This window comes from Chryseobacterium sp. (genome assembly GCF_008014695.1).
GTDB lineage: Bacteria > Bacteroidota > Bacteroidia > Flavobacteriales > Weeksellaceae > Kaistella.
The window spans coordinates 766,627-793,188 of sequence record NZ_VOXE01000001.1; the positions used below are offsets into that span (position 1 = coordinate 766,627).

A 26,562-nucleotide genomic window follows, 5' to 3' on the forward strand; every position below is an offset into this window, starting at 1 on the left:
TTTAAAGAAAATTACACGTTTACGGAACTCGTTAATGAAAGCATACGAAGAATAAAGGATAATATTTCTTTTTAATTTTAACCGCTTCAAACGAAGCGGTTCTTTTATTTTAAACAATAAAAAAAAGGTCTGGACTCTTCTTGGGGTCTTATTTCCTTTAAAACAGTAGAGTAATATTATACACGACACGATTTGTCGCATGATCGTTTTATATTTGGTTCACAAAGAAACCGCAGATGAAAAAAGATTTTTTCCTTACCCGTTATGCACTCATCATCAAGAAACTGGAGGCTGCCCCTGCAAATTACAGTCAGATATCGGATTACCTTCTGAATACCCATGAATTCCAGGATGCCGGTGTGACCAGTTATTCCGTGCGTACCCTGCAGCGCGACATCCTGGAGATTTCCCGCCTTTTCAATCTTTCTATTCACAATAAGAAGAAAGGCGACAACCGGTATTATATTGAAAGCCGTCCGGTAATGGAAGTGGACGAGTATAACCAAAAGCTGCTGGAATCTTTTCAGATCAGCAACGTCATGAATATGCATCCCGATTTTTCAGAATTCATATTTTTTGAGAGCCGCAAGCCCACCGGTCTTGAGTATTTCTACGACCTTTTTTTCGCGATCCGAAACAAAAGGATCATCACCTTCGATTATATTGTCTATAAAACCAAAGAGCGCACTTCCCGCAAAGTTCATCCGCTCGCGCTGAAGGAGTCTAAAAATCGCTGGTACCTTATTGCCGTTGATACGAACGACAAAAAACTGAAATCCTTCGGTCTGGACCGGATCCAGTATCTGGAGGTGTCAAAAGGCAGGTTTCGCGAGCGTTATCAGTATCAGTTTAAGGAACATTTCAGGCATTCCTTTGGAGTGATGAGCCCAACTGGAGTGAGTCCTGAAAAAGTGGTCCTGAAATGCACGAAACAGCAGGGGGAATACATCCGGTCCTTCCCGATTCACCAGTCGCAGAAGTCTGTAAAAGAAACCCCTGAAGAGTCCTTCTTTGAATTCTTTCTCCATCCAACCTATGATTTTGTACAGGAAATCCTGTCCTACGGCAAAGAGGTGACGGTATTGGAGCCCCGGTCTTTAGTGGATGAAATCTACAGAACGCTTACCGCATCAGTTGAGAATTACCGCGACTTAAACAACACTGGCCCCGGTTCGCATGAGGAGTGATTCCGATTTTCTATTCTATAGTTTAGCATGCTTTCATACCATCAAATATATTTTAACCTACTGGAAGTGAAAATAAATACTGTATGAATAAAAGATAAATATTTATTCGTTTTCTTTTTTAAGGATAAAATTCCATAACACCTTGCTGTTATTAATGCCGAAAACTGAAAATATTTTTGTGCTAACTGGCCTATTCTCATTTACCTTATTCTTAGTAACTATGATTTGGAGTTTACGAAAAAGACATTTATACGCAATTGAATTACTTTATTTTGCTATTTTTACGAAGACCTGTTATAGAAATCACCACCAACTGTAAAATCGGATCGTTAGTAGAACCCTTATTATAGAATGAAATGACAGATAAAAACTGCCTTAACTGCGGAAAAGAACTGACAGACAAATACTGTTCAGGTTGCGGACAAAAAGCCGCTACGCATCGAATTACATTCAAACACTTTATTTCCCACGATGTGCTGCACGGAACACTCCATCTTGAAAAAGGGATGTTTTTTACAGCCAAACAAGCTTTAATTCGCCCTGGTCAAGCTGCTTTGGATTACATTTCAGGAAAACGTGTAAACTACTACAATGTATTTTATTTCATATTGCTTTTAATAGGGTTCAATATTTTACTGACGCATTATTACAATGAAATTGCACTAAAAGTTGACCCGAGCAGGGCCCTAATCCCAACAACCAATGAAGCAGGTAAAACGATCGGCGAAATTTTGTTTAAATACGGCAAACTGTTTATATTTGCTTTAGTACCAGCAACCGCGTTAAACAGCTTTATGATATTCAAAAGAAAAAGCCTTAATTACACGGAGCATTTTATGATCAGTGGCTTATTGCTTTTGGGCATCTTCCTTATCACGACATTGGTTATTGTTTTTTCATTTTTAGAATTCGCAGGATTATCTCCTGACTTTTTCGACTTTATCCATCGCTACATCCCGCATCTGGTTATGATTTACATTATATTCGGTTATTACAATGCTTTTCGGGAAGATTATTCCTTACCAGGATTTGGTTACAGAATGTTACTTTTTATATTAATCTGTTCTGCCGAAATCATCCTGTTCCTCTGCATCATTGCAGGTATTGCGACGGGCTGGAAATCGGATGAAATAGATATTCAATTTGTGTTTTAAACAGTGGCCGGGATGTGCTCCTGATGTTTTCCGGTACAAAGAAAAGCCCCTTGTCATTGACTTCGAATTCTATTTATGAATGGCGCGAAACATCATTGAGTTGGACACGCAGTTTCTAACGAGGAGGATCAGGGTTGAATTGTGGGACGGAAAAGTGCATCAATTCTGTTTTCCGCCGCCGCGAATTACGGGAAAGCGTAAATAAAAAACGGGTTACCGTTTTCACAGTAACCCATTTGGAAGGAGTGGAGGATATCGGGATCGAACCGACCACCTTTAGACTGCCAGTCTAACGCTCTAGCCAGATGAGCTAATCCCCCATTTCTTATTTCGATGTGCAATAATAAGAATTTTTTTTGGGTGTTGGGCCTGATTCAAAAACTTTTTTGGAAATTCTGCTGAAAAAGTATGTTCTTCAGTAAAAAATGGGAAGGTTGCTATCTCCAGCCCCCGCCCAACGCCTGATACAATTCCACACCAGCCTTCATTTTCTCATATTGTGCATTCGAGATATTGAGTTCCGCATTCAGGGAATTGACACTTGCATTGATCACTTCCAGATAATTGGCCATGCCGTAGTTCACGAGTTCCTGAGAATAGGCCACCGATTTCTGATATGCCAGAAGTTCCTGTCTTTTGAAGGCGATAAACCGGTCCTGGGATTCATAGACCTTCAGCGCATCAGATACTTCTTTGCCCGCATTCAGAAGCGTTTTCCGGAAATCCAGATAGGCTTTCTCCTTGTTCGACAGGCTGACTTCGTACTCCGTTCTGATCTGCCGCTGGTTCAGCACCGGCTGCAGCAGTCCGCCCAAGACATTTGCGAAAAGGGAATTAATGCTGAAGAGGTGATCAATATCCAGACTCTGAAAGCCACCGCTACCGGTTATCCTTAAAGTCGGATAAAACTGTGCTTTTGCCGCATTTGTGAGTTCGAAAGCCGACATCAGGCTGTATTCGGAAGCCATGACATCGGCCCTGTTCGAAAGCAGATTCGCCGAGAAGCCGAGCTGGTACTGAGCCGGCATTTTCTGCACGGCCAAGGTGCTGCGTTCTATTTTCTGGGAAGGAATGCCCATCAGCAGACTCATGGAGTTTTCCAGAAGTTCGATCTGGGTATCGATATCAATTAAAAGCGCTTCGGCATTGAAGACGAGTGCCTCGCTCTGCTGAACGGCTACCTCCGTAAGGGTGCCAGCTTCTTTCAAGGCTCTGGTCGTCTCCAGGTTTTTATTACGGAGCGTGATGGTTTCGGTAATGATCCTTTTCTGCTCGTCAAACGTCAGCAACTGATAATATCCTGAAGCGATGGCGGCAACAAGATCGCTCTTCACCGCCTGATGGGCGGCTAAAGTGGCGTAATACTCTGCGAGCTGTGATTTCTCCTGTGCTTTGAGTTTGCCCCAGATATCGGCTTCCCAGGAGACATCAGCGCTCAGATCATAAATATTGTTGTACCTCCTGCCACCGGAAAGCTGACCCAACTGGGTATTCAGGGACTGGGTCTGGAACGTATACGACGGGCCTACAGAAAGCGTAGGGATGTAGGCGGCTTTGCGCTGCTTCAGATACGATTCTGCCGAGATAATATTCTGAAGGGCAATTCTGATATCAAGGTTGTTCTCCAGACCTTTCTGAATATGTTTCTGAAGAATGGGATCTGTAAAAATCTCCCGCCAGGACATGGTAGCAATGCTGGTGGAATCCTTCGGAAGCCTGTCGGTCCGGAAGAGGTTTTCATTTACCACTTCAGCAGGACGCTCATACTGCTGCCTCGTTTTACACGAAGACATGATTAGAAGGGCCGAGACCGACAGGAATACTATTTTTATGGGGAACTGTTTTTTCATTGGTTTGATTGTAGCGGTCATCATTATTCTGCTAAATGGATGTCTTTTGCTTTTATGGGCTTCACTTTCTCCTGCAGCCACTGGAAGATCACGTACAGTACCGGTATGGCGATCAGACCGAAAAATGTTCCGATAAGCAGTCCGGCTGCCGCACCGGTTCCGATGGAGCGGTTTCCGATGGATCCGATACCGGACGCAAATACAAGTGGCAGCATTCCAAAGATAAAGGCGAAAGAAGTCATCAGAATCGGTCTTAATCTTGCTTTGGCAGCGTTGATGGCCGACATGGCCAGACTTTCGCCGTGGTGCCTCCGCTGGATGGCAAATTCCACGATCAGGATGGCGTTCTTCGCCAAAAGTCCCACAAGCATGATCAGGGCAATCTGGAAATAAATATTGTTTTCGAGTCCGGCGATTCTCTGCCCAAAATACGCCCCTACCACTCCCAAAGGAAGCGAAATGATCACGGCCAGTGGCAGAAGGAAACTTTCATATTGCGCTGCAAGGATGAAGTATACGAATACGAGACTCAGCATGAAAATAATGGCGGTCTGGGAGCCGGAACTCAGTTCTTCTTTCGAAAGACCGGTAAATTCCACAATGTAGTCTGCAGGCAGCTTTTCGGCAGCCACTTCCTGAACGGCTTTCAGGGCATCACCTGTTGAATAACCATCGTTGTTGGATCCTGAAATTGAAATAGAGGAAAAGAGGTTGTAGCGCTCCACCGATTTCGGGCCGAAGGTTTTTTCCATCGTTACAAACTGCGATATCGGTGTCATTTGCCCGGAAGCGGTTTTCACGAAAATGCTGCTAAGATCATCAGCCTGGTTACGGGAGTCAGGGAATGCCTGAACGGTTACCCGGAACTGTTTTCCGTACTTCGTGAAATCTGCCGCATACACTCCACCGATATATCCCTGCATCGTGCTTAAAATATCGGAAACGGAAACTCCGGTTTCCTTCGCGCGCGGCACATCAATCACCATTTCGAACTGAGGATAATTGGTATTGAAAGAGGTTGATGCAAACTGAATCTCCGGTCTTTCCATCAAAGCACCCAGGTAATCTCTGGCCACGCCGTCCAGCTGCTTTAAACTACCGCCCGACTTGTCGAGCAACACTGCGGAAAATCCGTCGCTTGTTCCGAATCCGGGGATACTTGGCGGGGAGAAAAACACAATTTTTGCATCAGGAAATTTATTGGTGAGACCGAACAGCCTTTTGGTAATGGCTTCCACCGACTGTTCCGAATCTTTAGCCCTGTCTCCAAACGGTGCAAGCCTGATGAAAGCCTGCCCGGCATTGGAGCCGCTTCCGGACATAAATCCACGGCTGGCCGTAAATGTAACGTTTGCTACGCCGGGAACTTTCAGTACTTCTTTCTGCAAATCCTTCAGCACATTGTAGGTTCTTTCCAGGGAGGCTCCCGGTGGAAGTGCTACATCGGTAAAGATGATTCCACGGTCTTCTTTCGGAACAAATCCTGCAGGCATGGTGGAGTTTGACCACCAGAAAAACAGCACGCCTACTGCAAAAATAATGAGGGTAACCCATTTATGGCGCAGTAAAAAGATGAAGAGTCTTCCGTAACGGTGCGTCGTGGTTTTAAACGCGGCATTGAATTTATAAAAGAACTTCTGGAGGATGTTCATTTCGCGGTATTCCTTATGGTGTGCAGGATTCGGCTTTAAGAATAATGAACACAAAACCGGACTCAATGTTAAAGCGTTAACCGCAGAAATCAGAATCGCGACAATCAGCGTAATTCCGAACTGCTGGTAAAATACCCCCGTTGGCCCTGTAATAAATGTTACGGGAATAAATACCGCCGACATGACCAGTGTGATCGAGATAATCGCCCCAGTGATATCATCCATTGCACTTATCGTGGCTTTTTTGGCATCGCTGAAACCATGCTCCATTTTGGCGTGTACCGCTTCGACGACGACAATGGCATCATCCACCACAATTCCGATCGCGAGAACGAGGGCAAAAAGCGTGAGGAGATTCAGGGAATAGCCGAAAAGATTCAGGAAAAAGAAAGTTCCGACAATGGAAACCGGCACGGCAATCGCCGGAATCAGGGTCGACCGGAAATCCTGAAGGAAAAGATACACCACTAAAAACACGAGTATAAAAGCCTCGAGCAGCGTGGAAACCACTTTTCCGATGGACGCTTCGAGGAAGTCATTCGTGTCGAAATTGATGGTGTAGCCTACATTTTTAGGCAGTGTTTTTTCATTTTCCTTGAGGAAAACCTTGATGTCTTTGATGATCTGCTGCGCGTTAGAGCCGGGAGTCTGGAAAATCCCCATACTCACCGAACGGCGGCCGTTATTCTCACCGATAGAATTATACGACTGTGCATCCAGTTTGATCTCCGCTACATCTTTCAGTTTTAAAAACTGTCCGTTTCCAAGGGATTTCAGGATGATATCGCCGTAGTCATTTGCCTCGTTGAATTTTCCTTTGTAGGTGATGATGTATTCGAAAGCGCTTCCGCTGTTCTGACCGAGTTGCCCTGCAGCTGCTTCGCGCGACTGTTCGTTGATCGCTGCAGTAACATCAGCCGGAACGAGACCATAAGCCGCCATTTTGGAAGGATCGATCCATACCCGCATCGAAAAGTTCTTTCCGCCGAAAGCCTGGGCTTCCCCGACTCCGTTTACCCTTTTCAGTTCCGGAATCACATTGATATTCAGATAATTCTGAAGCCAAACCTCATCAAGATCCTTATTATCGGTATAAAACGAAAGGAACATTAACGCACTCGTCCGCTGTTTCTGTACCGTAACTCCGGATCGCGTCACATCAGCAGGCAAAAGCGGCACTGCACGCTGTACTTTGTTCTGTACTTCTACCGCGGCAATATCAGCATCTACACCCTGTTTGAAAAAGATCTGGATTCTTGCAGAACCGTCGTTGCCGGCGGAGGAAGAAATATAGTCCATCCCTTCTACTCCGTTCACCTGTTCCTCGATCGGAATAACCACACTGTTCATCACGGTTTCCGCACTTGCGCCGGTGTAATTTGCAGAAATACTTACGGTAGGCGGTGCAATGTCAGGATACTGTGTAACGGGAAGTGCCCGCAAACCCAGAACACCGAGAATGACAATCAATATGGAAACTACGCTGGAAAGGACCGGCCTGTTTATGAAATGTTTTACCATTAGAAAATCGGTTTTACAGCGTTAACAATCTCGTCGAAATCTGCAGGCTTGGTTTTTACCGGAGTTCCCGGCTTTAAAGTTCCTACACCCTCCGCCACAATTTTTTCGCCTTTCTTTACGCCGTCTTTGATGACCACCAGGTTGTTGACCCTGTCGGTCACGCCGATCAGTACATTCTGTGCGGAATCTTTTACTACTTTATACACGTATACCAACCCTTGTTGTTCGAAAGTCGCACTTTCAGGAACCACCAAAGCCTGATTGTAGATCTTCGGCACCCTGATGGTTCCGCTATTGCCGTTGCTCAGGAGTTTTTCGGCATTCGGAAATGAGACGCGGAACTGAATGGTTCCGGTCTGCGGATCGATCTGACCAGTAACCGCCTGAATCTTTCCTTTTTCAGGGTAGGTACTGCCGTTTGCGAGTTCCAGTTCCACCATCGGCATGTTTCTAAGTTTTTCAGGCACTGTTGCGCCGTAAGCTTCTTCGAGAAAGTTAAAATATTCTTTTTCGTTCATGGAAAAATAGGCGAAGACTTCGCTCGTATCTGACACCGTTGTTAAAGGTGACTGATCGCTTGGTCCCACCAAACTCCCTACTCTTAAGGGCAGTTTTCCGAGTACGCCGGAAATCGGCGCCCTGATCACGGAATAGTCAATATTGGCCTGAACCCCTTTAAAATTGGCAGAAGCCTGGGAAACACCCGCATTCGCCTGCTGCTGTGCTGCCCGTGCCTGGGAAAGCTGGGCCTGAGAACGGGCGAGATTGGCCTTCGCGGTCTCCAGCTGAACGTTGCTGATGATATTTTTCTGCACCAAAGGCAGTAATTTGTTCACTTCCACCTGAGCAGCATTGACGCTTGCCTGAGCCGCACTTACATTTGCTTTTGCAGCGGCGACTCCTGACTGCGCAGCTCCGATTCCGGCGCGGGCGGCATCTGCCGATTCGTTCAGGATATTGGTTTCCAGACGGAAGAGCGGCTGACCTTTTGTTACATACTGTCCTTCATCCACCAAAACCTGGGTAATATAGCCCTGAATTTTGGCACGCACCTCGTTGTTTACCCGTCCCTGAATGGCTGCAGGAAAACTTGTGTAACCCGTCACGTTTCTGACCTGAACCTCAACGACAGGAACCTCCTTTGGTCCTTCCTTTTTTACTTCTTCCTTTTTACACGACAAAACAGAGAGCGCGGAAAGTGAGATGATAACTATTTTATTCTTCATTTTTAAAGTTTAAGCAGGGTATCCTGAATATTGACAATATTGTTATTTAAGAGTGACTTGTAAATTTCGAAGCGCGGATTGGTGTCGGCACTTTTCGTTTTCCTGAAATCGTTCAGTTTATCCAGAATCTGAATCTCTCGTTTCATTTTTTCGATGATTTCCTCGAACCTCAGCACAATATAATTCTCGTTGATGAGAAAAAACCGTTTTCTTTCATCAATTTTATTAAAGTCGGTTATGAGATTGGCATTTAAAAGCAGGTTGAGGTTAGCGGAGACCGAACTTTTGCTTGCAGAAAGTATTTCTACAAATTCCTCAAAACAGATGCCTTTTTTATCAAAATCAAAAATCAGGTAGGCATAAATTTTCGCAGCAAGTGGCGGCAGATTAAAGGTTTCCCCATAAAATTTAACCAAATCCTGAAAAGTATCCTGATCTATTTCTACAGAACTATTCATTATTTACATTCAGCTGCAAAGATATGTATTAGTTCAGAACCAACCGAACCTTGCTATTGTATTTAACAATCGTTGTGATAGGGATTTTTAACAGTAAGTTTAACCCATGCCTATTTTCTCCTGTTGCAGATCCAAAAGCCTTAAGTGTTTGCGGATAATTTCTTCGTCGAGAAGCAGTTCCTGGCGGTTTTTATTGATGAGCCATTGCCGCTGGGCCTCAAGAATATCCTTATAGATTTTTTCATATTCGCCATAATTGAAGATGATTTCGGAACTGTTCAAACGGGTTTCCCAGGCCTGCAACTGATCTTTCAGCACCGGAAACTTTTCGAGTTTTTCCGGGTACTCTTTACGGATTTTATCAACGGCAATTTTCGCCAGTTCAATTTGGATTTCACTGTCGATCTGTTTCGCCGGTTTTGTAAAATCAGGATCCTGTATTTTAAACCGTTCAATCAGCAAAGGCAACGTGAGTCCCTGAACAACCAAAGTCAATAGGATGACTACAAAAGTGATGAACAAAATTAAATTCCGCTGCGGGAACGGGCTTCCGTCTTCCAAAGTCAGGGGAATTGAAAGTGCGGCAGCCAGGGAAACCACGCCGCGCATTCCGCTCCATCCCATAATCACCGGCGTTTTCCAACTCGGCATTTGCGGGTCGGCCACCGAAATGAAGTTTCTCATAACCACTGTGGTGATAACTGCCATATATGCGGCGAAGAAACGCACCACGATCAGCACGACCGTAACCAGCACTCCATATCCGAAAGCGGTATAAATGCTGGTCTCGCCCATTCCGCCTACAATTTGTGGCAAATTCAGGCCAATCAGCATAAATACGAGACCGTTGAGCAGGAAACAGAAACTTTCCCAGACATTTACGGTGCGGAGCCGCGCAGAACTGGAGAGGAAAGTATGGCTTCGGTTAGAAAGAAACAAGCCTCCGCTAACCACGGCGAGTATTCCGGATGCGTGCAGTTCTTCGGCGGTGATGTACATAATGAAAGGGGTCATCAACGTCAGGATGATATCCATATTCACATCGGTGGGCAAAAGCTTATGCAATTTCATAAAGATGAAAGCAATTAAAGTCCCGATCGCGACTCCACCCAGACACATCCAGACAAAACTTCCTGCAGCATCCTGCCAAATAAATTGTCCTGTTGCCGTTGCGACCATCGCAAAACGGAAGATGATCAGGGATGATGCATCATTCAGCAGACTTTCGCCTTCCAGAATTGAAGAGAAACGTTTCGGGATCTTCACAAATTTCAGAATGGCTCCAGCGCTTACCGCATCGGGAGGGGAAACAATTCCGCCGAGTAAAAAACCCAGAGCCAGAGAAAATCCGGGTATAAAATAATTGGCCACCAAACCTACAGATAAGGCCGTGAAAAATACCACGACAAAAGCAAAACTGAAAATGATCCGGCGCCAGCGCCAAAGTTCTTTCCAGGAGGTATTCCAGGCGGCTTCATACAGCAAAGGCGGCAGAAAAATCAAAAATATCAGTTCCGGCTCCACATGAACCACCGGAATTCCGGGAATAAAACTGATTCCGAGGCCGGCGAAAACCAATAATATGGGATATGCCACTTTAATTTTATTGGCCAGCATGATCAGAAGCACGATGATGCCTACAATCACCAGAAAAAAGATAAAGTTTTGAAGCATAAGTATGAATCTGGATTAAAGTTAAAAAAATCTTTGCTTCATTTGCTTTTTATCACAAACTCAACAAAGATTTTTAAATTATTTAAAAAGGTGAGCGTTTATCAGGCCAGAGACTTCATATCGATCACGAAACGGTATTTCACGTCGCTTTTCAGCATTCTTCCGTAAGCCTCGTTGATGTCCTGCATCTTGATGATTTCAATTTCAGAAGTGATTCCTTTTTCACCACAGAAATCAAGCATTTCCTGGGTTTCTTTGATGCCGCCAATTACAGAGCCGGCTACTGATTTACGTCCCAGAATCATCGGAACCGTATTCAGCATATCTTCCATTTTCCCAAGATAGCCCACCAAAACTAGCGTTCCGCTGATACCGAGTGTTGCAATGTATGGATTGATGTCGTGGTCGTAAGGAACCGTATCAATAATCAGATCGAATTTTCCTTTTACTGCGTTCATTTCGTTTTCGTAAGTGGAAATCACCACTGAATCGGCGCCTAAATCCATGGCATCCTGAATCTTATCAGGACTACGGGAAAATAAAGTCACTTCTGCTCCCATTCCTTTTGCGAGCTTTACAGCCATGTGTCCGAGACCGCCCAATCCAACTACAGCTACCTTGCTGCCTTCCGTAACATTCCAGTGCCTCAAAGGGGAATAGGTGGTAATACCGGCGCACAGAAGCGGCGCTGTTGCTGCCAAATCCAGGTTTTCAGGGATTTTCAAAACAAAATCCTCATCCACAACCACGGTTTGGGAATATCCGCCGTACGTTCTCTGGTTCGCCATATAGCGGTCGGGACTGTTATACGTTCCTGTGAATCCGTTCATGCAGTATTGCTCCAGATCTTTTTTACAGCTTTCGCATTCTCTGCATGAATCTACCATACATCCTACACCTGCCAGATCGCCGACTTTAAATTTGGTGACTTCCGGACCTACTTTCGTAATTTTTCCTATGATTTCATGGCCGGGAACTGCAGGATAAACCGATCCGCCCCAGTCGTTTCTGGCGGTGTGCAGGTCACTGTGACATACGCCACAATACAGAATATCAATTTCAACATCGTTGGGCTGAACTTCGCGACGCATAATCGTCATTTCCTGTAAATCTTTATCTTTAGCTTCGGTTCCGAAGGCTTTTACGTGTGTTAGACTCATACTGTTTCTCTAATTTTTAATGAATGTCAAATTTAAGATAAAGGAAATAGAACACGCCAGAAACTGTCTTTTATTTTGATAGACATTCTATATCCTTTTCATTCATGAAGTCATCACCGGCAGTTATTTTGTAAGAATTTTTTCAAAAGCCATTCTTTCTCCGCCACTTACGTACACTTTTCCGCAATAGGTATAATGAAGCTTTTCGAGAATGGCAAGCATGGGATTATTATCGAAATTGGTATCCACTTTAATGCTGAAGACCTCATTCTTTACAGCATAATCTTCAAATAGCCGGAACATTTCCTTGATCACTCCCTTTCCGCGGAAATCCTCGGACACTGCGACCCGGTGAATCACCAAAAAGTTTCCGTCTGAAAGCCATTTTCCGTCGATGCTGCTGTACGCAGGTTCATCATTAAAAATTAAGGCGGAATATGCAACAGTCTCCTCTCCGTTTTCAAGCACAAAGCCTGCTCCTTTTGCGATATCATTCTCTATCGTTTCCGGATTCGGGTAACCGTTCTGCCATTGAAGACTGCCGTCGATTCTGCGTTTTTCTATGGCCTGTTGCAGGATCTCCCAGATTTTTGGCGCATCAGTTGGGTTTGCTTTTCTTAATGTAAATTTCAGGTCTTGTGCCATTATTTCTGTATTTGATCAAAACTAATAATAAATAATAAAATGGGATTACGTACCGAAATAAGTTATTATTAAATCATCATTAAAAAAAGCCGGATCCAATTGAATTGGATCCGGCTTCTGTAAAACGAAAATTTAAATTATGCTCAATTATTTAAACTGTTGTGAAGATCTAAATCGGTTTCCTTTAAATAGGCATCAATCACTTCAAAAGCTTTCTGTTCGTCCGGCAAGTTTACCATCAGTTTCACCGTATTTGCGGTGGGCGTGGTGGTAAAAGACATGTACTTATCATTTAAAAAACTTACAATATTCTGGGCATCCAGTTTTGATTTGATCAATTGAATTTCTGACGGTTTGTCGCTTTCAAAAACAGCGACTCTAGTTTCTCTTTCCATATTCATTTCTATTTTGATTCCTAAATGTACAAAAAAAATACGAATTTCAATGTGAACTTTTCTTAAAACTGGTTCAGTTTGCAAGAAAAAACTTCCGTAAAAGCTGATTAATGCAGTGAATTTTAAATCTTTGCAATATTGGCAGTAATTTTATCGAGCGCCATCTGAATTTCTTCTTTCGTCACATTCAAATGCGGACGGAAACGGATCGCACGGTCGCCACACGCCAAAATAATCAATCCATCGTCATAGAGGATTTCCCGCAGTCGGTCGCGTTCTGCACCAGTTGGCAAATCGATCGCGCACATTAAGCCGCGCCCTCTCGCATTGGAAATTTTCTCCGGGAACTGCTGTTCCACATTTTTCAGACCTTCCAACAGATAATCACCAACGATTCTGGCGTTCTCTACCAGATCTTCCTTCTCAATCACCTCTAAAATCATCTGAAGGCGCAGCATATCCACAAAATTCCCGCCGAAAGTGGAATTGATCCTGGAACTTTCTCTGAATACATTATGTGGAACTTCGTCGAATTTTTCTTTATTGGCCAAAATTCCGCAGACCTGGGTTTTTTTACCGAATGAAATAACATCGGGAACTACACTGAAATGTTGGAAAGCCCACATTTTGCCTGTGAGGCCGATTCCGGTCTGTACTTCATCAAAGATGAGCAATACTTCATTCTCATCACAAATTTTTCTAAGACCAACGAAAAATTCATCGCGGAAGTGGTGATCCCCTCCTTCAGCCTGAATCGGTTCAATAATGATACAAGCAACCTGATCAGGATTCGTTAAAATCGCTTCCTGAATATGCAGAAGTGCAAGATTTTCATTTTTTATGGTTTCTTCCAGATTCTCCTCTGTCACCGGGAAATTCAGATGAGGATTGATGATTCTAGGCCAGTCGAATTTCGGGAAATACTGATATTTTCTCGGATCAGATGTATTGGTTAAACTTAAAGTATAACCGCTTCTGCCGTGGAAAGCCTGCTTGAAATGAATGCAGATTCCGGCTTCCAGATTGAGTCCTTTTTCAAAATTCTTACGTGTTTTCCAGTCGAAACATGCCTTCATCGCATTTTCTACGGCCATAGTTCCACCTTCAATAAAGAACGCATACTGCAGTTCTGCCGGAATCGCAACTCTAGCAAAAACGTCTGTAAAGTCGGCAAATTCCTGAGAATACACATCAGCCAAAGTCGGCTTGTTGACGGCCATTCTTCCAAGCCAGGCCGATTTTTCCATTAAATACGGATGATTATAGCCGATTGATGCGGAAGCAAACATCGAAAACATGTCGAGAAAATCCCGTCCGGAATTCCGGTCATGAATCCAGCTTCCATGGGATTTTTCGAAATCCATGACGAAATCGAATCCGTCGGCAAGAAGATGTTTTGAAAGGGTTTCTTTTACTTTATTGGTAGTTTGTGGGTGAGAAGCAATTGCGTCGTTCATATTGTGAAGGGTTAAGTGTTAGAATCAGATTTCAAACATGATAAAATCTGATTTATTTTATTTTTTTATGGATATTACAGATCGAATTTAATTCCCTGCGCCAATGGCAGACTCGTGGTGTAGTTGATTGTATTGGTCTGTCGGCGCATATAATATTTCCATACATCCGATCCCGATTCGCGGCCGCCGCCTGTTTCTTTTTCGCCGCCGAAAGCACCGCCGATTTCCGCACCGGAAGTTCCGATATTTACGTTCGCAATCCCGCAGTCTGATCCTGATTGGGAAAGAAAAAGTTCCGCCTCACGTAGATTCTGGGTCATAATTGCAGAACTCAATCCTTGCGGAACATCGTTCTGCAATGCGATGGCTTCGTCTAAAGTACTGTATTTAATCAGATATAAAATCGGGGCGAAAGTTTCGTGCTGAACGATTTCATAAGAATTTTCAACTTCGGCGATACACGGTTTCACATAACAACCTGATTCGTAGTTGGCGCCTTCTAAAAGTCCGCCTTCAACAGCGAATTTTCCGCCTTCTTTTTTGCATTTTTTAATGGAATCGAGATACTGTTTTACTGCATCCTGATCGATTAACGGTCCAACATGGTTGTTTTCATCCAGAGGATTTCCTATTTTCAGCTGTCCGTACGCTTTTACAAGACGGTTTTTCACTTCATCGTAAACAGAATCGTGAATGATCAGACGCCTTGTGGAAGTACATCTTTGTCCGGCTGTTCCCACTGCGCCGAAGACCGCACCGATAATGGACATGTCGAGATCTGCATTTTCGGTAATGATAATGGCGTTGTTCCCGCCCAACTCGAGAATTGATTTCCCGAACCGTTCTGCCACATTTTTCCCGACAATTCTGCCGACTCTGGTTGACCCTGTAAAGGAAATCAGTGCGACATTTTTATCATTCACGAGCAATTCCCCAATTCTATGGTCGCCCACGATCATTGTAGAAATTCCTTCGGGGAGATTATTTTCTTTTAAGACTTCATTAATGATGTTCTGGCAGGCAATAGCGCAAAGCGGTGTTTTCTCTGATGGTTTCCAAACCGTTACATTTCCGCAGATCCACGAAAGAGCAGTATTCCAGGCCCAAACTGCTACCGGAAAATTAAAGGCCGAAATAATCCCAACAATTCCAAGCGGATGGTACTGTTCGTACATCCGGTGACCCGGTCTTTCAGAATGCATGGTGTAACCGTGCAACTGGCGTGAAAGACCTACGGCATAATCACAGATATCGATCATTTCCTGAACTTCGCCCAGACCTTCCTGGAGCGATTTTCCCATTTCGTAGGACACCAGTTTTCCCAGATCATCTTTATATTCCCGAAGCTTCAGCCCGAACTGGCGAACCATTTCGCCGCGTTTTGGAGAAGGAATCATGCGGAATTCCTTAAATGCTGCTTTAGCAGTCTCAATGACTTTGCTGTAATCATCAGCATCAGCTGTTTTTATCTTTGCAATGAGTTTACCGTCGGTAGGCGAATAACTTTCCAGAAGGTCGCCTCCGGCAAAATATTTCCCTCCTGAAGAGACTCCTTTGTTTTCTTTTGAAATTCCTAAATTTTTAAGCGATTTTTCGATACCGTAATCGTTGTTTTTTTTGGACATACATCTAAATTTGAGTGTGCTTAAAGGTAAGAATTTCGTACAGATCTGACGGGCTGTTCAAGCACTTTTACCAAAAATTTAACATTTTATTATTGTCAGGACAGCAAAACCCATCCATTCACTGAGGATCTTATATTCTGCCAAAAGTATTTTCGAATTCAGGATATATAATTATATTTGAAAAAAGTTTAAAATGACCCCACAACATCCCGAAACCGACCGGAATTCGAAATTCAAGAAGTGGTTTAAACGTGTAGGAATCGGCGGACTGATTTTTTTTACGCTGAAAGGAATTGCCTGGCTATTTGTTTTTTATTTCGGCGCTGAAATGTTCAATGACTGCTCGGGACACCAATAAAAAAGGCAGAGATCACTCTTTGCCTTTGCTGTTTTTTTTAAGATCTGGTTTTTCCTCACTTTCGCCTTTCTTTTTCCTCCCGGAGTTTATCAGGCTTTCGTGAAGCAGGAATTCGATCTGACCATTCACGGAGCGGAATTCATCATTGGCCCATTTTTCCAGAAGTTTATACGTGGATTCCTCCATTCTTAGGACAAAACTTTTTTTACTCATTTACATTTTACTTTTTAGGAATTTCCTCTGCTGCATTTAGTTGTAAAGGGTTCCGGCATTTAAAATCGGCTGTGCTGCTTTTTCTCCGCACAATACCACCATCAGGTTGGAAACCATTGCGGCCTTTCTTTCATCATCCAGTTCCACAATATTTTCTGCAGAAAGTTTTTTCAGTGCCAAATCAACCATTCCCACGGCACCCTCCACAATCTTCGTCCTAGCTGCAACAATAGCCGTTGCCTGCTGTCTCTGCAGCATAGCGCCGGCAATTTCTGAGGCGTAAGCCAGATGCGAAATGCGGGCTTCCTGAATTACAATTCCCGCTTTCATGAGGCGTTCAGTTAGTTCCTGCTCCAGTATTGCGTTGATTTTTTCTCCTCCTTCCCGTAAAGTGATGGCAGCGTGTTCATCTTCCAGATTATCATACGGAAAACTCATGGCTAAATGCCTTACTGCGGCTTCACTCTGCATTTTTACAAAATCCATATACCTTTCTACATCAAAAGCTGCTTTGTAAGTATCGCCTACTTTCCACACAATCACTACTCCTATTTCAATGGGATTACCCATTTTATCGTTTACCTTCAGCGTTTGCCCCTGAAGGTTTTCGGAGCGCAGAGAGATTTTCTGCGACGAATACAAAGGGTTGATGAAAAACAGACCATTTTCCTTTACCGAACCTACATATTTTCCAAAAAAATTGAGGACGCGGGAATGATTCGGTTGAATGATCATCAGACCTTTTATGAAAAACGCAAAGGCGATGAAACAGATAATTCCCAGGATTACATAGGTCATATTTTCATCGATTCCGTTAATAAACAGGTACAAACCCGCTACAAACAACAGGAGACAAATTACCAGAGCAATATATCCGGACATTGGTTTCAGAATTTTTTCCATAGTATTGATTTTTAAAATTGATATTAATTTGATATCATAAAGTTATAAATTATTTTAATTATTCTAAAATAATTTTTGAAATAATTTCATCAATTTTTCAATACATAGGAACAACGAAACAGCCAAAAAAACACCCCGAAAGCAATTACTTTCGGGGTGTTTGGATATTTGAAAACCTACTAAGAAGGAATTTCGAGTGATTTCTTTAAAATCTTAAATTTGAAGAACGAAACAACAGATAAAGTCAGCATTGTTGCCAAACCGATGTATACCCAGGCCGGAACCGGAACCGGATCACCAGCTGCATAAGAGTGAAGTCCACTCAGATAATAGTTCACTCCAAAATAAGTCATGACCATGGAGCAGAAGGCAAACATTGCCGCTACGTGGAAAGACCATCTGCTGCGAAGACCGGGAACGAGACGCATGTGCAGCACGAATGCATACACCATGATTGAAATAAAGGCCCAGGTTTCCTTCGGATCCCAGCTCCAGTATCTTCCCCACGATTCATTCGCCCAGATTCCGCCGAGAAAATTTCCGACTGTTAAAGCAAAGAGTCCAATCGTTAATGACATTTCAGAAACAATCGTCAGTTCCTTGATCGTTGTATCATGATGAATTCTATACATTCTTTTACCTGAAATGATAAAGAACACCAGTGTAATAACTGCGATGATCATGGAGAGGGCAAAAAAGCCATAACTGGAAGTGATAATTGCTACGTGAATGATGAGCCAGTACGATTTCAGAACCGGAACAAGCGGCGTAATCTGCGGATCCAGAGCAGAACCGCCATGTGCAAAACCCATCATAATTACGGCTACCATAAAACCGGCGGCAGGGATCAATGCATTTGAATTCCTGTACAGGATTAATCCGGCCGTAATTCCGACCCAGGAAATGAAGATAATGGCTTCGTAGCCGTTACTCCACGGTGCGTGTCCGGAAATGTACCATCTTGCGACCAATCCGAGAAAATGGGCAAAATATCCCACCGCACCAATTGCGATAATGGCTTTAATAACGGTGTTTAAGATTCTGTGGGGTTTAAAAAGTTCTATAAAACCCAATACCAGAAGTAAACCTCCGATTAACGTATAAAAAATCAGCAGTTTGAAGTTCAGATTTACTTTGTTCATGAATACCTCCAGATTTACTTTTGATTCAGACGGAACTACATTTTTGCCCCATGTCTGCTGATAATCTGAAAGTTTTTTGAGTTCTTGATCGGCTGTACTCCAGTTTCCTGTCTGCTGCGCTTCCAGAACACTTGAGAAATACGGACCCATCACTTTTTGTGAAACCTCGTCCGGCTCAAAATTCTGGTCGAGCCAGGAGTGCCAGGTTTGGTTGGGGTCGTTCTGTACCGGAACGATCCGCATAAACTGTCCGCTGAAGAATTCATTGAAAACCTGGACCCTGTCATTTACTGCAATTACTTCTTTATCATAATTCGACTGGTCTGCCGGTTTTTTCCGGAATGCCGCCTGGTAATCCTGTTCAAGAACATAATGAAGCTGACCGTTGGCATCCGCAGGGAACATGGACATTAATGTTGTGTATCCCTCTTCGTTGGCCTTGGTTTTTTTCATGAGTTCGTCACCACCTTTTGTTCCTACTTTGATAATCGGAACCATCGTCCAGCTGGCGGTATCGGTATTCACGGAGAGGAACCACTGGTTGGCTGTAAGTGATTTGCCGTCAGAGCCTCTGAATGCGTCTTTTTTATACAGTTTTCTCAAGACATCCAGAGCCTGAGTGTTCATCGGAACAATACGTCCTTCGTAATTCTGGACGAGCAGATAGCCAAATTTATCGGCGTGTTCTTCTGAGATTTTATTTCTTGCAATAATCTCGTCGGCGGTGATGGGTTTAGGAGATTTTAATGCTAAAGAATTCTGCTGCGGTTTTGTCGGAGCCGGTTCTGCCATCATCACATCAGCATTTCCATGATTATGGCCGTCGCTTTCAGAATGAGATTGCTGCACCGAACCGTCCGTTCCATGAGTATCAATTGTCTGCGCGCTGAAATTCAAACTCAAAAGCAGCAATAAAACCATTACGGCTCTTTTCTGGTTCACCGATTTTAAATTTTTATTCAGTTTCCAGAAATGGGATCCTTTCCAGAAGAAGGTCACGAACATTCCTAAAAACAAAAAGAAGTATCCGATATAGGTCACTATAGTTCCCCAGAAATCGTGGTTGACGGAAAGCACCGTTCCTTTTCTGTCTGGATCAAAACTTGCCTGGAAAAAGCGGTAGCCGCCGTGATTGAGCACATGATTCATATAAATTTTATACGGGGTCTGTTTTCCCTGATCAATGATCTGAACGTGGCTTTCATAAGCACTTGGCGAAGAACTTCCGGGATAGGTTTCCATTACAAATTTTTCAAGTTTTAATGCAAAAGGCGTATTGTAAATTTTAGGTCCGAAACCGAGCATCAAATTCATACCGTCGAGCGAAATCTGTTTGTATGCATTCGGGTTCCCTTTTTCAACAGACAGGTCAACCAGCTGTTTTGTTTTCGGCCCCTGAACTTCTACCGTCAACTGGTCCGGCAGATCTTTGTCTTTTTTTCTGTCGCCTTCAAATGCGATGAGTTTTCCTTTTTTCAAACCTTCGGGAACCACCAGTTTCAGATCATTGATGGTGTATAAACTCCTCAAAACCAATGGCTGAATTTGGTCTTTTTTGGCAGTTCCGGTCGCCTGGGTGGCCATGGTCATGAAATTGGCGTCCACCGGTGTTTTGATCATAAGTTTTCCTCCTTCATTCCAGAATTCCACTGCACCTTCAATCGCCCGGTTAAAGGAAACCAGCGTTCCGTTGACGGATTTGGCTTCTCCCGGTTTAATGTAAATATTTTCTCTCCCGGTCTGCCCGGCAGAAACCACATGAAGGTATTCAGTACCCGAATTGCCCACGACCAGACTGTCTTTTTTGCGCTGAATATAATCGGTCGCTTTTACAGAAATCTGTTTGCCGTGATAGTCATAACCAGCTTTGAAATCTTTGTGAAGCGGAGACATCAGGTAAGGTACGTCCTGATAATTGAGAATGTCTCCCTTTTCTTCGATCTGGATTTTAAAGAAATTTTTATCCGTAATCACTTCATTCGATGTTTCGCCTTCGCGGATGTGCATGGTTCCTTCATAACTGATGTAACGCGTAATTGCTCCTCCGATAAAAATAAGGATAAAAGCCAGGTGGAAAACCAAAACCGGCCACTTTTCGCGTCTCCAGAGACGGTATCGGGAAATATTGCCGACGAAGTTGAAAATCAGCAGCAACATTACTGCCTCAAACCATTTCGCTTCATAAATCAAAGCTTTCGCCGTGGGAGTTCCGTAATCATTTTCCAGAAAAGTGGCATAGGCCATTGAAAATGCAAAAATAATCAGCAAAACAGCCATTGTTCGCGTAGAAATAAAAATACTCTGGATTTTCTTCATCAGAATTTAATTTTTTTAGTGATAAATTTTTACCACATTTTTATGACGTTTAGGGGCAGTTTCCTACCCGTAACTCAGGTTGGGCAAAAATACAACCTATAATTCTAAAAGACGAATTAAAAAACGATTTATTGCTTTTATTTGACTTTTTAAATATGATATTTTGCATAAAAAATATTAAATTTGCCCTCATTCACATTATGGAAAAGAACACCAAAATCCCAAAAGCTGCACAACCTGAAAACGGTAAAACCCTTTCGAAACCACGCATTTTTTTCGGCGTTTTATTCGTACTGACTTCAGTGGTCCTTACCTTCTCCTTCATTTCGTATCTCATGAACTGGAAAGGCGACCAGAGTCAGGCCGGAACCATGCTCGACAAAACGGTAAAATCTTCCAACTTTTTCGGTAAGATCGGAGACTGGCTCGGAAACATCTTTATTTTTGAAAGCATTGGGATCGCGGCATTTATAGTGGCATTTCTTTTTTTTGTGTTCGGAATGCTGATTCTGAAAAAAAACTACTTCAAAACCTGGAAAACTGTAGGTCATTCCCTGTTCTTCATTTGCTGGCTTCCTATTTTCATGGGTGCAGTGACTAACGGCGAAGGCGTTCTGAGCGGTGTTTACGGTTTTCAGATTTCAGATTTTTTGAATGCGGTGATCGGAACTGTGGGTCTTTGGCTGGTCCTTTTTGTAAGTATAGCCCTCTACTTTGTCCTTGAATTTAATCTGAATCCCAATAATGTAAAATCGAAACTAAATGATTTGAACGACAATACTTTGGGAAGAGTTAAGGCCATGATGCCGAGCTCTGAAAATTTTGAAGCAGATGAAGAACTGGAGGAAATGGCAAACGACGTTTCCGGAACAGAAACTGCGACTGTTCAGAAAACGGCCTCGATTCCCGCTGAAATTCCGGTCAAAGGCTTTCCGGAAGTTGAAATTTCCAATGATTTCGAAACCATTTCCACTCCCAATCAAACCTCTTTTGATGACGCTGAAGCAGCCAATTCAGTAACGTTAAATCCGGAATCCGTATCCCCGAATGTGATGGTTACCGATCATATTGATTTTAAAGTGGAAGTGGCGAAAACGGTGGATGTTTTGGATGCGTCTGACCAGAAATCACAGGAGCTGGTGGAAAAACACGGACTTTATGACCATAAACTGGATCTTGCAAAATTCCAAATGCCTACGATTGATCTTTTAAGGGATTATGGCAACGAAGAAATCTCCATCAACAAAGAAGAACTCGAAGAAAATAAGAATAAAATTGTCGGCCTGCTCAAAAATTTCAATGTCGGAATTGCAGAAATCAAAGCAACGATTGGGCCCACCGTAACTTTATATGAAATTGTACCGGAAGCCGGAATCCGTGTAGCTTCGATTAAAAAACTTCAGGATGATATTGCGCTGAATCTTTCTGCTTTGGGGATCCGGATCATCGCGCCAATGCCCGGAAAAGGAACCATCGGGATTGAAGTTCCACGCAAAAACCCTTCCATGGTTTCGATGCGGAGTGTGATTGCATCGCATAAATTTCAGAATACCGACATGGATCTGCCTGTGGTTTTCGGGAAAACCATTTCGAATGAAATCTTCATGGCCGATCTGGCGAAAATGCCCCACCTTTTAATGGCCGGAGCAACCGGGCAGGGAAAATCAGTTGGCATCAATGCCATCCTGACTTCTCTACTTTATAAAAAACATCCGAGCGAACTGAAATTCGTGATGGTGGATCCCAAAAAAGTGGAACTTTCGCTATATTCTAAAATTGAAAGACATTATCTCGCAAAACTGCCGGATGGTGAAGACGCGATCATTACCGATACGCATAAAGTGATCAACACGCTGAATTCACTCTGTATCGAGATGGATAACCGCTATGATCTGCTTAAAAATGCATTTTGTAAAAATATTAAAGAATACAACAAGAAATTTTCGGAAAGAAAACTGAATCCTGATAACGGCCACCGGTATCTGCCGTATATCGTTTTGGTCGTGGATGAATTTGCCGACCTTATTATGACGGCCGGTAAAGAAGTTGAACTGCCGATTGCCCGCCTCGCGCAGTTGGCAAGGGCAGTGGGAATTCATTTAATTGTAGCTACCCAAAGGCCTTCCGTAAACGTAATTACCGGAATGATTAAAGCGAATTTCCCTGCGAGAGCAGCTTTCCGTGTGATTTCGAGTGTGGATTCGCGAACGATTCTGGATTCCCCGGGAGCCGATCAGCTGATCGGAAAAGGAGATATGCTTTATTTCAACGGAAATGAAATCATGCGTCTGCAGTGTGCATTTGTGGATACCCCGGAAGTTGAAAAAATTGCGGAATTTATCGGCGAACAGAAAGGTTATGCGACGGCGTTCATGCTTCCGGAATATTCAAGTGAAGAAACGACTTCAACGGTTGGTGCCTTTGACCCGAATGAAAAAGACCAGCTTTTTGAAGATGCGGCGAGAATCATCGTTTCTACCCAACAGGGCTCTACTTCCATGCTTCAGCGGCAGCTGAAACTCGGTTACAACCGTGCGGGAAGGATTATGGATCAGCTGGAAGCGAGCGGAATTGTGGGTGGATTCAACGGGGCAAAAGCGAGAGAAGTCATGATCAGCGATTTAAATTCACTGGAAAACTTCCTGAATGATCTTAAAAAGCTTTAGATAGAGTTTTAACATCCTTTATCTTTTCTTGGAACGCTTTTTGAAATTACTGGTTCGGAAAACATTCAATTTTAAACAGAAGTTTAACTTTAAGTGTTAATCGAATCTAAAAACAAAAGAAAATGAAATTAATCAGCAAGAAATTTTTATCAAAAATTATATTAGGTAGTTTAATTACAGGAACCTTTGGATTTGCTTCAGCTCAAAAAATCGATGCAAAATCCAAAACAATTCTTGATGCGGTGACTTCCAATTACAATTCAAAAGACAATACGTATTTCAAGTTTACATTCGGTTCGGGAACGAACGGACAGGTCAGCAAAACCGAAACCGGTATTTTTTATGCGGCCGGCCCAAAATATAAGCTGAAGATCATGGAAACTGAACAGATCTTCGACGGAAATAAAATCTACAACATCAATGTTGAAGATCAGGAAGTGACGGTTGCAAAGCCTAATGGCACGGATGTAATGTTTTCACCTATCAATTATTTAACGACCTACCGAAAAGACTATAACGTAACTTACTACGGTAAAAAAACGGTGAACGGCGTGCAGACGGATTTCATCAAACTGACACCTGTAAAATCCAACGGACTGAAATACGTGTATCTTTTCGTGGATTCTGCAAAAAAACAAATGGTAAAACTCGAGCAGCATGGCAGCAATAAAGATGTGTCGGTAATCGCAATCAAAGAGTACAAGGAAAACCAACCGTTGAGTTCGGACATGTTCGTTTTCGATAAAAGCAAATACAAAAACTTTCTTGTCACTGAACTTTAATCAAATAATATTTAAATTGAAGCCACAAAGCACAACTTTGTGGCTTTTTCATTAATTTTGGCAGATGTTAAAAAAACTCGACCAGTATATTATCAAAACTTTTTTCGGTCCTTTTTTCTTCATATTCAGTGTGCTGTTCTTTATTTTTATTGTCAACATCATCTGGATTCAGCTCGGGCAGTTTATGGGAAAGGGTTTGAGTTACTGGGAAATCCTAAAACTTTTATTTTACCTCGGAGTCAGCGTTGTGAGTATGGTTCTGCCGCTTACGATCCTGCTTTCTTCAATTATGACCTTTGGCGAATTTGGAGAACGGTATGAACTGGCAGCCATGAAGGCCGCGGGAATATCGCTTACCCGTGTCATGATGCCACTTTTTGTAGTGGTGGCGATTCTTTCGGCTATGCTTTTCTTCTTTTCCAACAATATCATTCCCGATTTTCAGAAAAAAGCGAGAAATATGCTCTATAATATTGCGGCAACGAAACCCGCACTGAATTTCACACCCGGACAGTTTATTGATCAGATTCCGAATTACCTTGTGAAATTTGATAAAATATACGGAGAAAACGGAGAAAATATTGAAGGTGTTTTTGTCCACAAAAAAGCCAGTGCTTTCGAAAACCAACAGTCGATTGTGGCACAGAAAGGCAAATTTGTACAGGCCGACAACAAAAATTATCTGAAACTGGTTCTGTATAACGGCTATATTTTCGATGAAAATGTCGCTAATATGGATTACAACGCGCGGCTGAAACAACCGGATCAGGCCATTAAATTTGATACGCTTACCTCGCATTTCGACATCAGCGAAGTAATCAATAAAGCGATTGAAAAGGAACAGATTACGGATGATTATCGTTTTCAGACCTTCAATCAACTCAATAAAACCATCGTTAAAACGAAAAAAGAAAATACCCAAACATTCAGCAACATGAATGATGAAATGCTGATACAGGGTAACAGTTACATCGGTTATATTGACAAAGCAAAATTTATCGGCACACCCAAGGAGCAGTTTAAATTGGATACGCTGAAGAAAGACAAGAGAATGGATATCCTGTATTCTGCTTTCAGCAAACTGGAAACCCAGAGAAAGGTTGCTGAAAATAAGGAAACGGAGCTTACCCCCGTAATCAAAAATTACAGTAAAATCGTCATTTATCAGCAGAGAATTATTTCCTATTCGTTCACCTGTATGATCTTTTTCATGATTGGCGCCAGTTTGGGTTCTATTATCAGAAAAGGAGGAATGGGACTTCCGGTGGTGATTGCCATTGTAATTTTTATTATTTTCTATGTCATGAACCTTTCCATTGAAAATTTTGCATGGACCGGAAAAATAAATCCAAAACTTGCGGCCTGGCTTCCCAATCTCATCCTGCTTCCTTTCGGAGTCTGGATGACATACAAGGCGCTCACCGATTCACAGCTGTTTGATATTGAAAAATACAGGACGTTTTTTAAACCCCTGATTAATAGGTTTTCAAAAAAGAAAGAACATCAGCGGTATCAGTAAAATACTGAGCAAAAAAAAACTTCAGATATTTTCTGAAGTTTTTTATTTTTTATCCGATTTTCATGATGTCTGCTTCTTTCTGTTTAAAGTGTTCGTCGCAGATTTTTACGTATTTGTCGGTCATTTCCTGAATATCCGCTTCCACACCTTTGATCAGGTCTTCGGATACGCCTTCGAGCTTTCTCAGTTCCTTCATGCCGTCCTGACGGGCGTTTCTGATGGTTACTTTGGTTGCTTCACTTTCTGTTTTGGCCTGTTTTGCGAGGTCTCTTCTTCTTTCCTCGGTTAATGGGGGTACATTCAGGATGATGCTGTCTCCGTTATTCGACGGCGCAAATCCTAGATTTGAATTGATGATGGCTTTTTCGATGGCACCAATTGCCGTTCTGTCCCATGGTTGAATGGAAATCGTCATCGCATCGGGAACCATAACATTCGCTACCTGATTCAGCGGAGTCGGCGCACCGTAATACTCTACCATCACATCCTGAACCATTGATGTAGAGGCTCTACCGGCACGAATTTTCTGAAATGCATGCTCCAAATGTTTGATTGCAGCATCCATTTCCTGCTGCACCATATTTACAATCAGTTCTAATTCTTCCATTGTATATTTAAAATTTGATAGTTGACACATTATTTTAACGGAACAAACACCT

General features: G+C 42.8%; 20 protein-coding genes and 1 tRNA gene. 6 read left to right on the forward strand and 15 right to left on the reverse strand.

From position 1 onward, the window contains the following. The first annotated feature begins 236 nt into the window (after positions 1-236). Positions 237-1,187 carry a helix-turn-helix transcriptional regulator gene (locus tag FUA25_RS03705; protein WP_147755533.1) on the forward strand — a complete coding sequence of 317 codons (951 nt, stop codon included), beginning with the start codon at positions 237-239 and terminating at the stop codon, positions 1,185-1,187. Positions 1,188-1,543: 356 nt separating this feature from the next. Beyond that, complete coding sequence (locus tag FUA25_RS03710; RefSeq protein ID WP_147755534.1) at positions 1,544-2,341, forward strand: DUF3667 domain-containing protein; 798 nt, start codon at positions 1,544-1,546, stop codon at positions 2,339-2,341. Between the two features lie 246 nt (positions 2,342-2,587). Here the strand turns inward: FUA25_RS03710 and FUA25_RS03715 are convergent. From FUA25_RS03715 to FUA25_RS03765, 11 genes are all read right to left on the reverse strand, one after another. Continuing rightward, a tRNA-Ala gene (locus tag FUA25_RS03715) sits at positions 2,588-2,661 on the reverse strand. Positions 2,662-2,778: 117 nt separating this feature from the next. After that, positions 2,779-4,191, reverse strand: coding sequence for an efflux transporter outer membrane subunit (locus FUA25_RS03720; RefSeq protein ID WP_147755535.1), 1,413 nt, complete (start codon positions 4,189-4,191; stop codon positions 2,779-2,781). Between the two features lie 23 nt (positions 4,192-4,214). Next, positions 4,215-7,364 carry an efflux RND transporter permease subunit gene (locus FUA25_RS03725; protein ID WP_147755536.1) on the reverse strand — a complete coding sequence of 1,050 codons (3,150 nt, stop codon included), beginning with the start codon at positions 7,362-7,364 and terminating at the stop codon, positions 4,215-4,217. Next, positions 7,364-8,590, reverse strand: a complete 1,227-nt coding sequence (locus FUA25_RS03730) for an efflux RND transporter periplasmic adaptor subunit (RefSeq protein ID WP_147755537.1) — start codon at positions 8,588-8,590, stop codon at positions 7,364-7,366. Before FUA25_RS03730 ends, FUA25_RS03725 begins: the two co-directional genes overlap by 1 nt. A gap of 2 nt (positions 8,591-8,592) precedes the next feature. Further along, positions 8,593-9,048, reverse strand: coding sequence for a transcriptional regulator (locus FUA25_RS03735; RefSeq protein ID WP_147755538.1), 456 nt, complete (start codon positions 9,046-9,048; stop codon positions 8,593-8,595). Between the two features lie 99 nt (positions 9,049-9,147). After that, positions 9,148-10,722, reverse strand: coding sequence for a Na+/H+ antiporter (locus tag FUA25_RS03740; RefSeq protein WP_147755539.1), 1,575 nt, complete (start codon positions 10,720-10,722; stop codon positions 9,148-9,150). 101 nt (positions 10,723-10,823) lie between these two features. Beyond that, a complete protein-coding gene (locus tag FUA25_RS03745) occupies positions 10,824-11,882 on the reverse strand; it encodes an NAD(P)-dependent alcohol dehydrogenase (protein WP_147755540.1) in 1,059 nt (352 codons plus the stop codon). Between the two features lie 123 nt (positions 11,883-12,005). After that, on the reverse strand, positions 12,006-12,527 hold the full coding sequence (locus FUA25_RS03750) for a GNAT family N-acetyltransferase (RefSeq protein WP_147755541.1): 522 nt from the start codon (positions 12,525-12,527) through the stop codon (positions 12,006-12,008). A 143-nt stretch (positions 12,528-12,670) separates the two neighbouring features. Further along, positions 12,671-12,922 (reverse strand): DUF2007 domain-containing protein, encoded by a 252-nt coding sequence (locus FUA25_RS03755; RefSeq protein ID WP_147755542.1) that lies wholly within the window; start codon positions 12,920-12,922, stop codon positions 12,671-12,673. Positions 12,923-13,044: 122 nt separating this feature from the next. Further along, on the reverse strand, positions 13,045-14,379 hold the full coding sequence (lat, locus tag FUA25_RS03760; protein ID WP_147755543.1) for an L-lysine 6-transaminase: 1,335 nt from the start codon (positions 14,377-14,379) through the stop codon (positions 13,045-13,047). 74 nt (positions 14,380-14,453) lie between these two features. Further along, on the reverse strand, positions 14,454-16,004 hold the full coding sequence (locus FUA25_RS03765) for an aldehyde dehydrogenase family protein (protein WP_147755544.1): 1,551 nt from the start codon (positions 16,002-16,004) through the stop codon (positions 14,454-14,456). A 193-nt stretch (positions 16,005-16,197) separates the two neighbouring features. Between FUA25_RS03765 and FUA25_RS13215 the strand changes: the two genes are divergently transcribed. After that, a complete protein-coding gene (locus FUA25_RS13215; protein WP_185146649.1) occupies positions 16,198-16,362 on the forward strand; it encodes a hypothetical protein in 165 nt (54 codons plus the stop codon). A gap of 12 nt (positions 16,363-16,374) precedes the next feature. On the opposite strand, the gene FUA25_RS03770 is transcribed toward FUA25_RS13215, so the two are convergent. The 3 genes from FUA25_RS03770 to ccsA form a co-directional block, all read right to left on the reverse strand. Then, a complete protein-coding gene (locus FUA25_RS03770; RefSeq protein WP_147755545.1) occupies positions 16,375-16,575 on the reverse strand; it encodes an Arc family DNA binding domain-containing protein in 201 nt (66 codons plus the stop codon). Positions 16,576-16,611: 36 nt separating this feature from the next. Continuing rightward, entirely contained in the window at positions 16,612-17,478 is an 867-nt protein-coding gene (locus FUA25_RS03775) for an SPFH domain-containing protein (RefSeq protein WP_147755546.1), read from the reverse strand. Positions 17,479-17,657: 179 nt separating this feature from the next. After that, on the reverse strand, positions 17,658-20,936 hold the full coding sequence (ccsA, locus tag FUA25_RS03780) for a cytochrome c biogenesis protein CcsA (protein ID WP_147755547.1): 3,279 nt from the start codon (positions 20,934-20,936) through the stop codon (positions 17,658-17,660). Positions 20,937-21,136: 200 nt separating this feature from the next. On the opposite strand from ccsA, the gene FUA25_RS03785 reads away from it, so the two are divergent. From FUA25_RS03785 to FUA25_RS03795, 3 genes are all read left to right on the forward strand, one after another. Then, positions 21,137-23,602 (forward strand): FtsK/SpoIIIE family DNA translocase, encoded by a 2,466-nt coding sequence (locus tag FUA25_RS03785; RefSeq protein ID WP_147755548.1) that lies wholly within the window; start codon positions 21,137-21,139, stop codon positions 23,600-23,602. A 122-nt stretch (positions 23,603-23,724) separates the two neighbouring features. Then, entirely contained in the window at positions 23,725-24,384 is a 660-nt protein-coding gene (locus FUA25_RS03790; protein WP_147755549.1) for a LolA family protein, read from the forward strand. Between the two features lie 64 nt (positions 24,385-24,448). After that, a complete protein-coding gene (locus tag FUA25_RS03795) occupies positions 24,449-25,903 on the forward strand; it encodes an LptF/LptG family permease (protein WP_147755550.1) in 1,455 nt (484 codons plus the stop codon). Between the two features lie 49 nt (positions 25,904-25,952). Here the strand turns inward: FUA25_RS03795 and frr are convergent, their stop codons facing one another. Continuing rightward, complete coding sequence (gene frr / locus FUA25_RS03800; protein ID WP_147755551.1) at positions 25,953-26,510, reverse strand: ribosome recycling factor; 558 nt, start codon at positions 26,508-26,510, stop codon at positions 25,953-25,955. Positions 26,511-26,562 lie beyond the last annotated feature (52 nt).

Bases quoted from the DNA above. Each gene is read 5' to 3' on its own strand.
- FUA25_RS03710 (WP_147755534.1), top strand. From the start codon at position 1,544: ATGACAGATAAAAACTGCCTTAACTGCGGAAAAGAACTGACAGACAAA.
- ccsA (WP_147755547.1), bottom strand. From the start codon at position 20,936: ATGAAGAAAATCCAGAGTATTTTTATTTCTACGCGAACAATGGCTGTT.
- lat (WP_147755543.1), bottom strand. From the start codon at position 14,379: ATGAACGACGCAATTGCTTCTCACCCACAAACTACCAATAAAGTAAAA.
- FUA25_RS13215 (WP_185146649.1), top strand. From the start codon at position 16,198: ATGACCCCACAACATCCCGAAACCGACCGGAATTCGAAATTCAAGAAG.
- FUA25_RS03740 (WP_147755539.1), bottom strand. From the start codon at position 10,722: ATGCTTCAAAACTTTATCTTTTTTCTGGTGATTGTAGGCATCATCGTG.
- FUA25_RS03730 (WP_147755537.1), bottom strand. From the start codon at position 8,590: ATGAAGAATAAAATAGTTATCATCTCACTTTCCGCGCTCTCTGTTTTG.
- frr (WP_147755551.1), bottom strand. From the start codon at position 26,510: ATGGAAGAATTAGAACTGATTGTAAATATGGTGCAGCAGGAAATGGAT.
- FUA25_RS03750 (WP_147755541.1), bottom strand. From the start codon at position 12,527: ATGGCACAAGACCTGAAATTTACATTAAGAAAAGCAAACCCAACTGAT.
- FUA25_RS03775 (WP_147755546.1), bottom strand. From the start codon at position 17,478: ATGGAAAAAATTCTGAAACCAATGTCCGGATATATTGCTCTGGTAATT.
- FUA25_RS03725 (WP_147755536.1), bottom strand. From the start codon at position 7,364: ATGGTAAAACATTTCATAAACAGGCCGGTCCTTTCCAGCGTAGTTTCC.
- FUA25_RS03755 (WP_147755542.1), bottom strand. From the start codon at position 12,922: ATGGAAAGAGAAACTAGAGTCGCTGTTTTTGAAAGCGACAAACCGTCA.
- FUA25_RS03795 (WP_147755550.1), top strand. From the start codon at position 24,449: ATGTTAAAAAAACTCGACCAGTATATTATCAAAACTTTTTTCGGTCCT.
- FUA25_RS03770 (WP_147755545.1), bottom strand. From the start codon at position 16,575: ATGAGTAAAAAAAGTTTTGTCCTAAGAATGGAGGAATCCACGTATAAA.
- FUA25_RS03735 (WP_147755538.1), bottom strand. From the start codon at position 9,048: ATGAATAGTTCTGTAGAAATAGATCAGGATACTTTTCAGGATTTGGTT.
- FUA25_RS03720 (WP_147755535.1), bottom strand. From the start codon at position 4,191: ATGAAAAAACAGTTCCCCATAAAAATAGTATTCCTGTCGGTCTCGGCC.
- FUA25_RS03790 (WP_147755549.1), top strand. From the start codon at position 23,725: ATGAAATTAATCAGCAAGAAATTTTTATCAAAAATTATATTAGGTAGT.
- FUA25_RS03745 (WP_147755540.1), bottom strand. From the start codon at position 11,882: ATGAGTCTAACACACGTAAAAGCCTTCGGAACCGAAGCTAAAGATAAA.
- FUA25_RS03705 (WP_147755533.1), top strand. From the start codon at position 237: ATGAAAAAAGATTTTTTCCTTACCCGTTATGCACTCATCATCAAGAAA.
- FUA25_RS03765 (WP_147755544.1), bottom strand. From the start codon at position 16,004: ATGTCCAAAAAAAACAACGATTACGGTATCGAAAAATCGCTTAAAAAT.
- FUA25_RS03785 (WP_147755548.1), top strand. From the start codon at position 21,137: ATGGAAAAGAACACCAAAATCCCAAAAGCTGCACAACCTGAAAACGGT.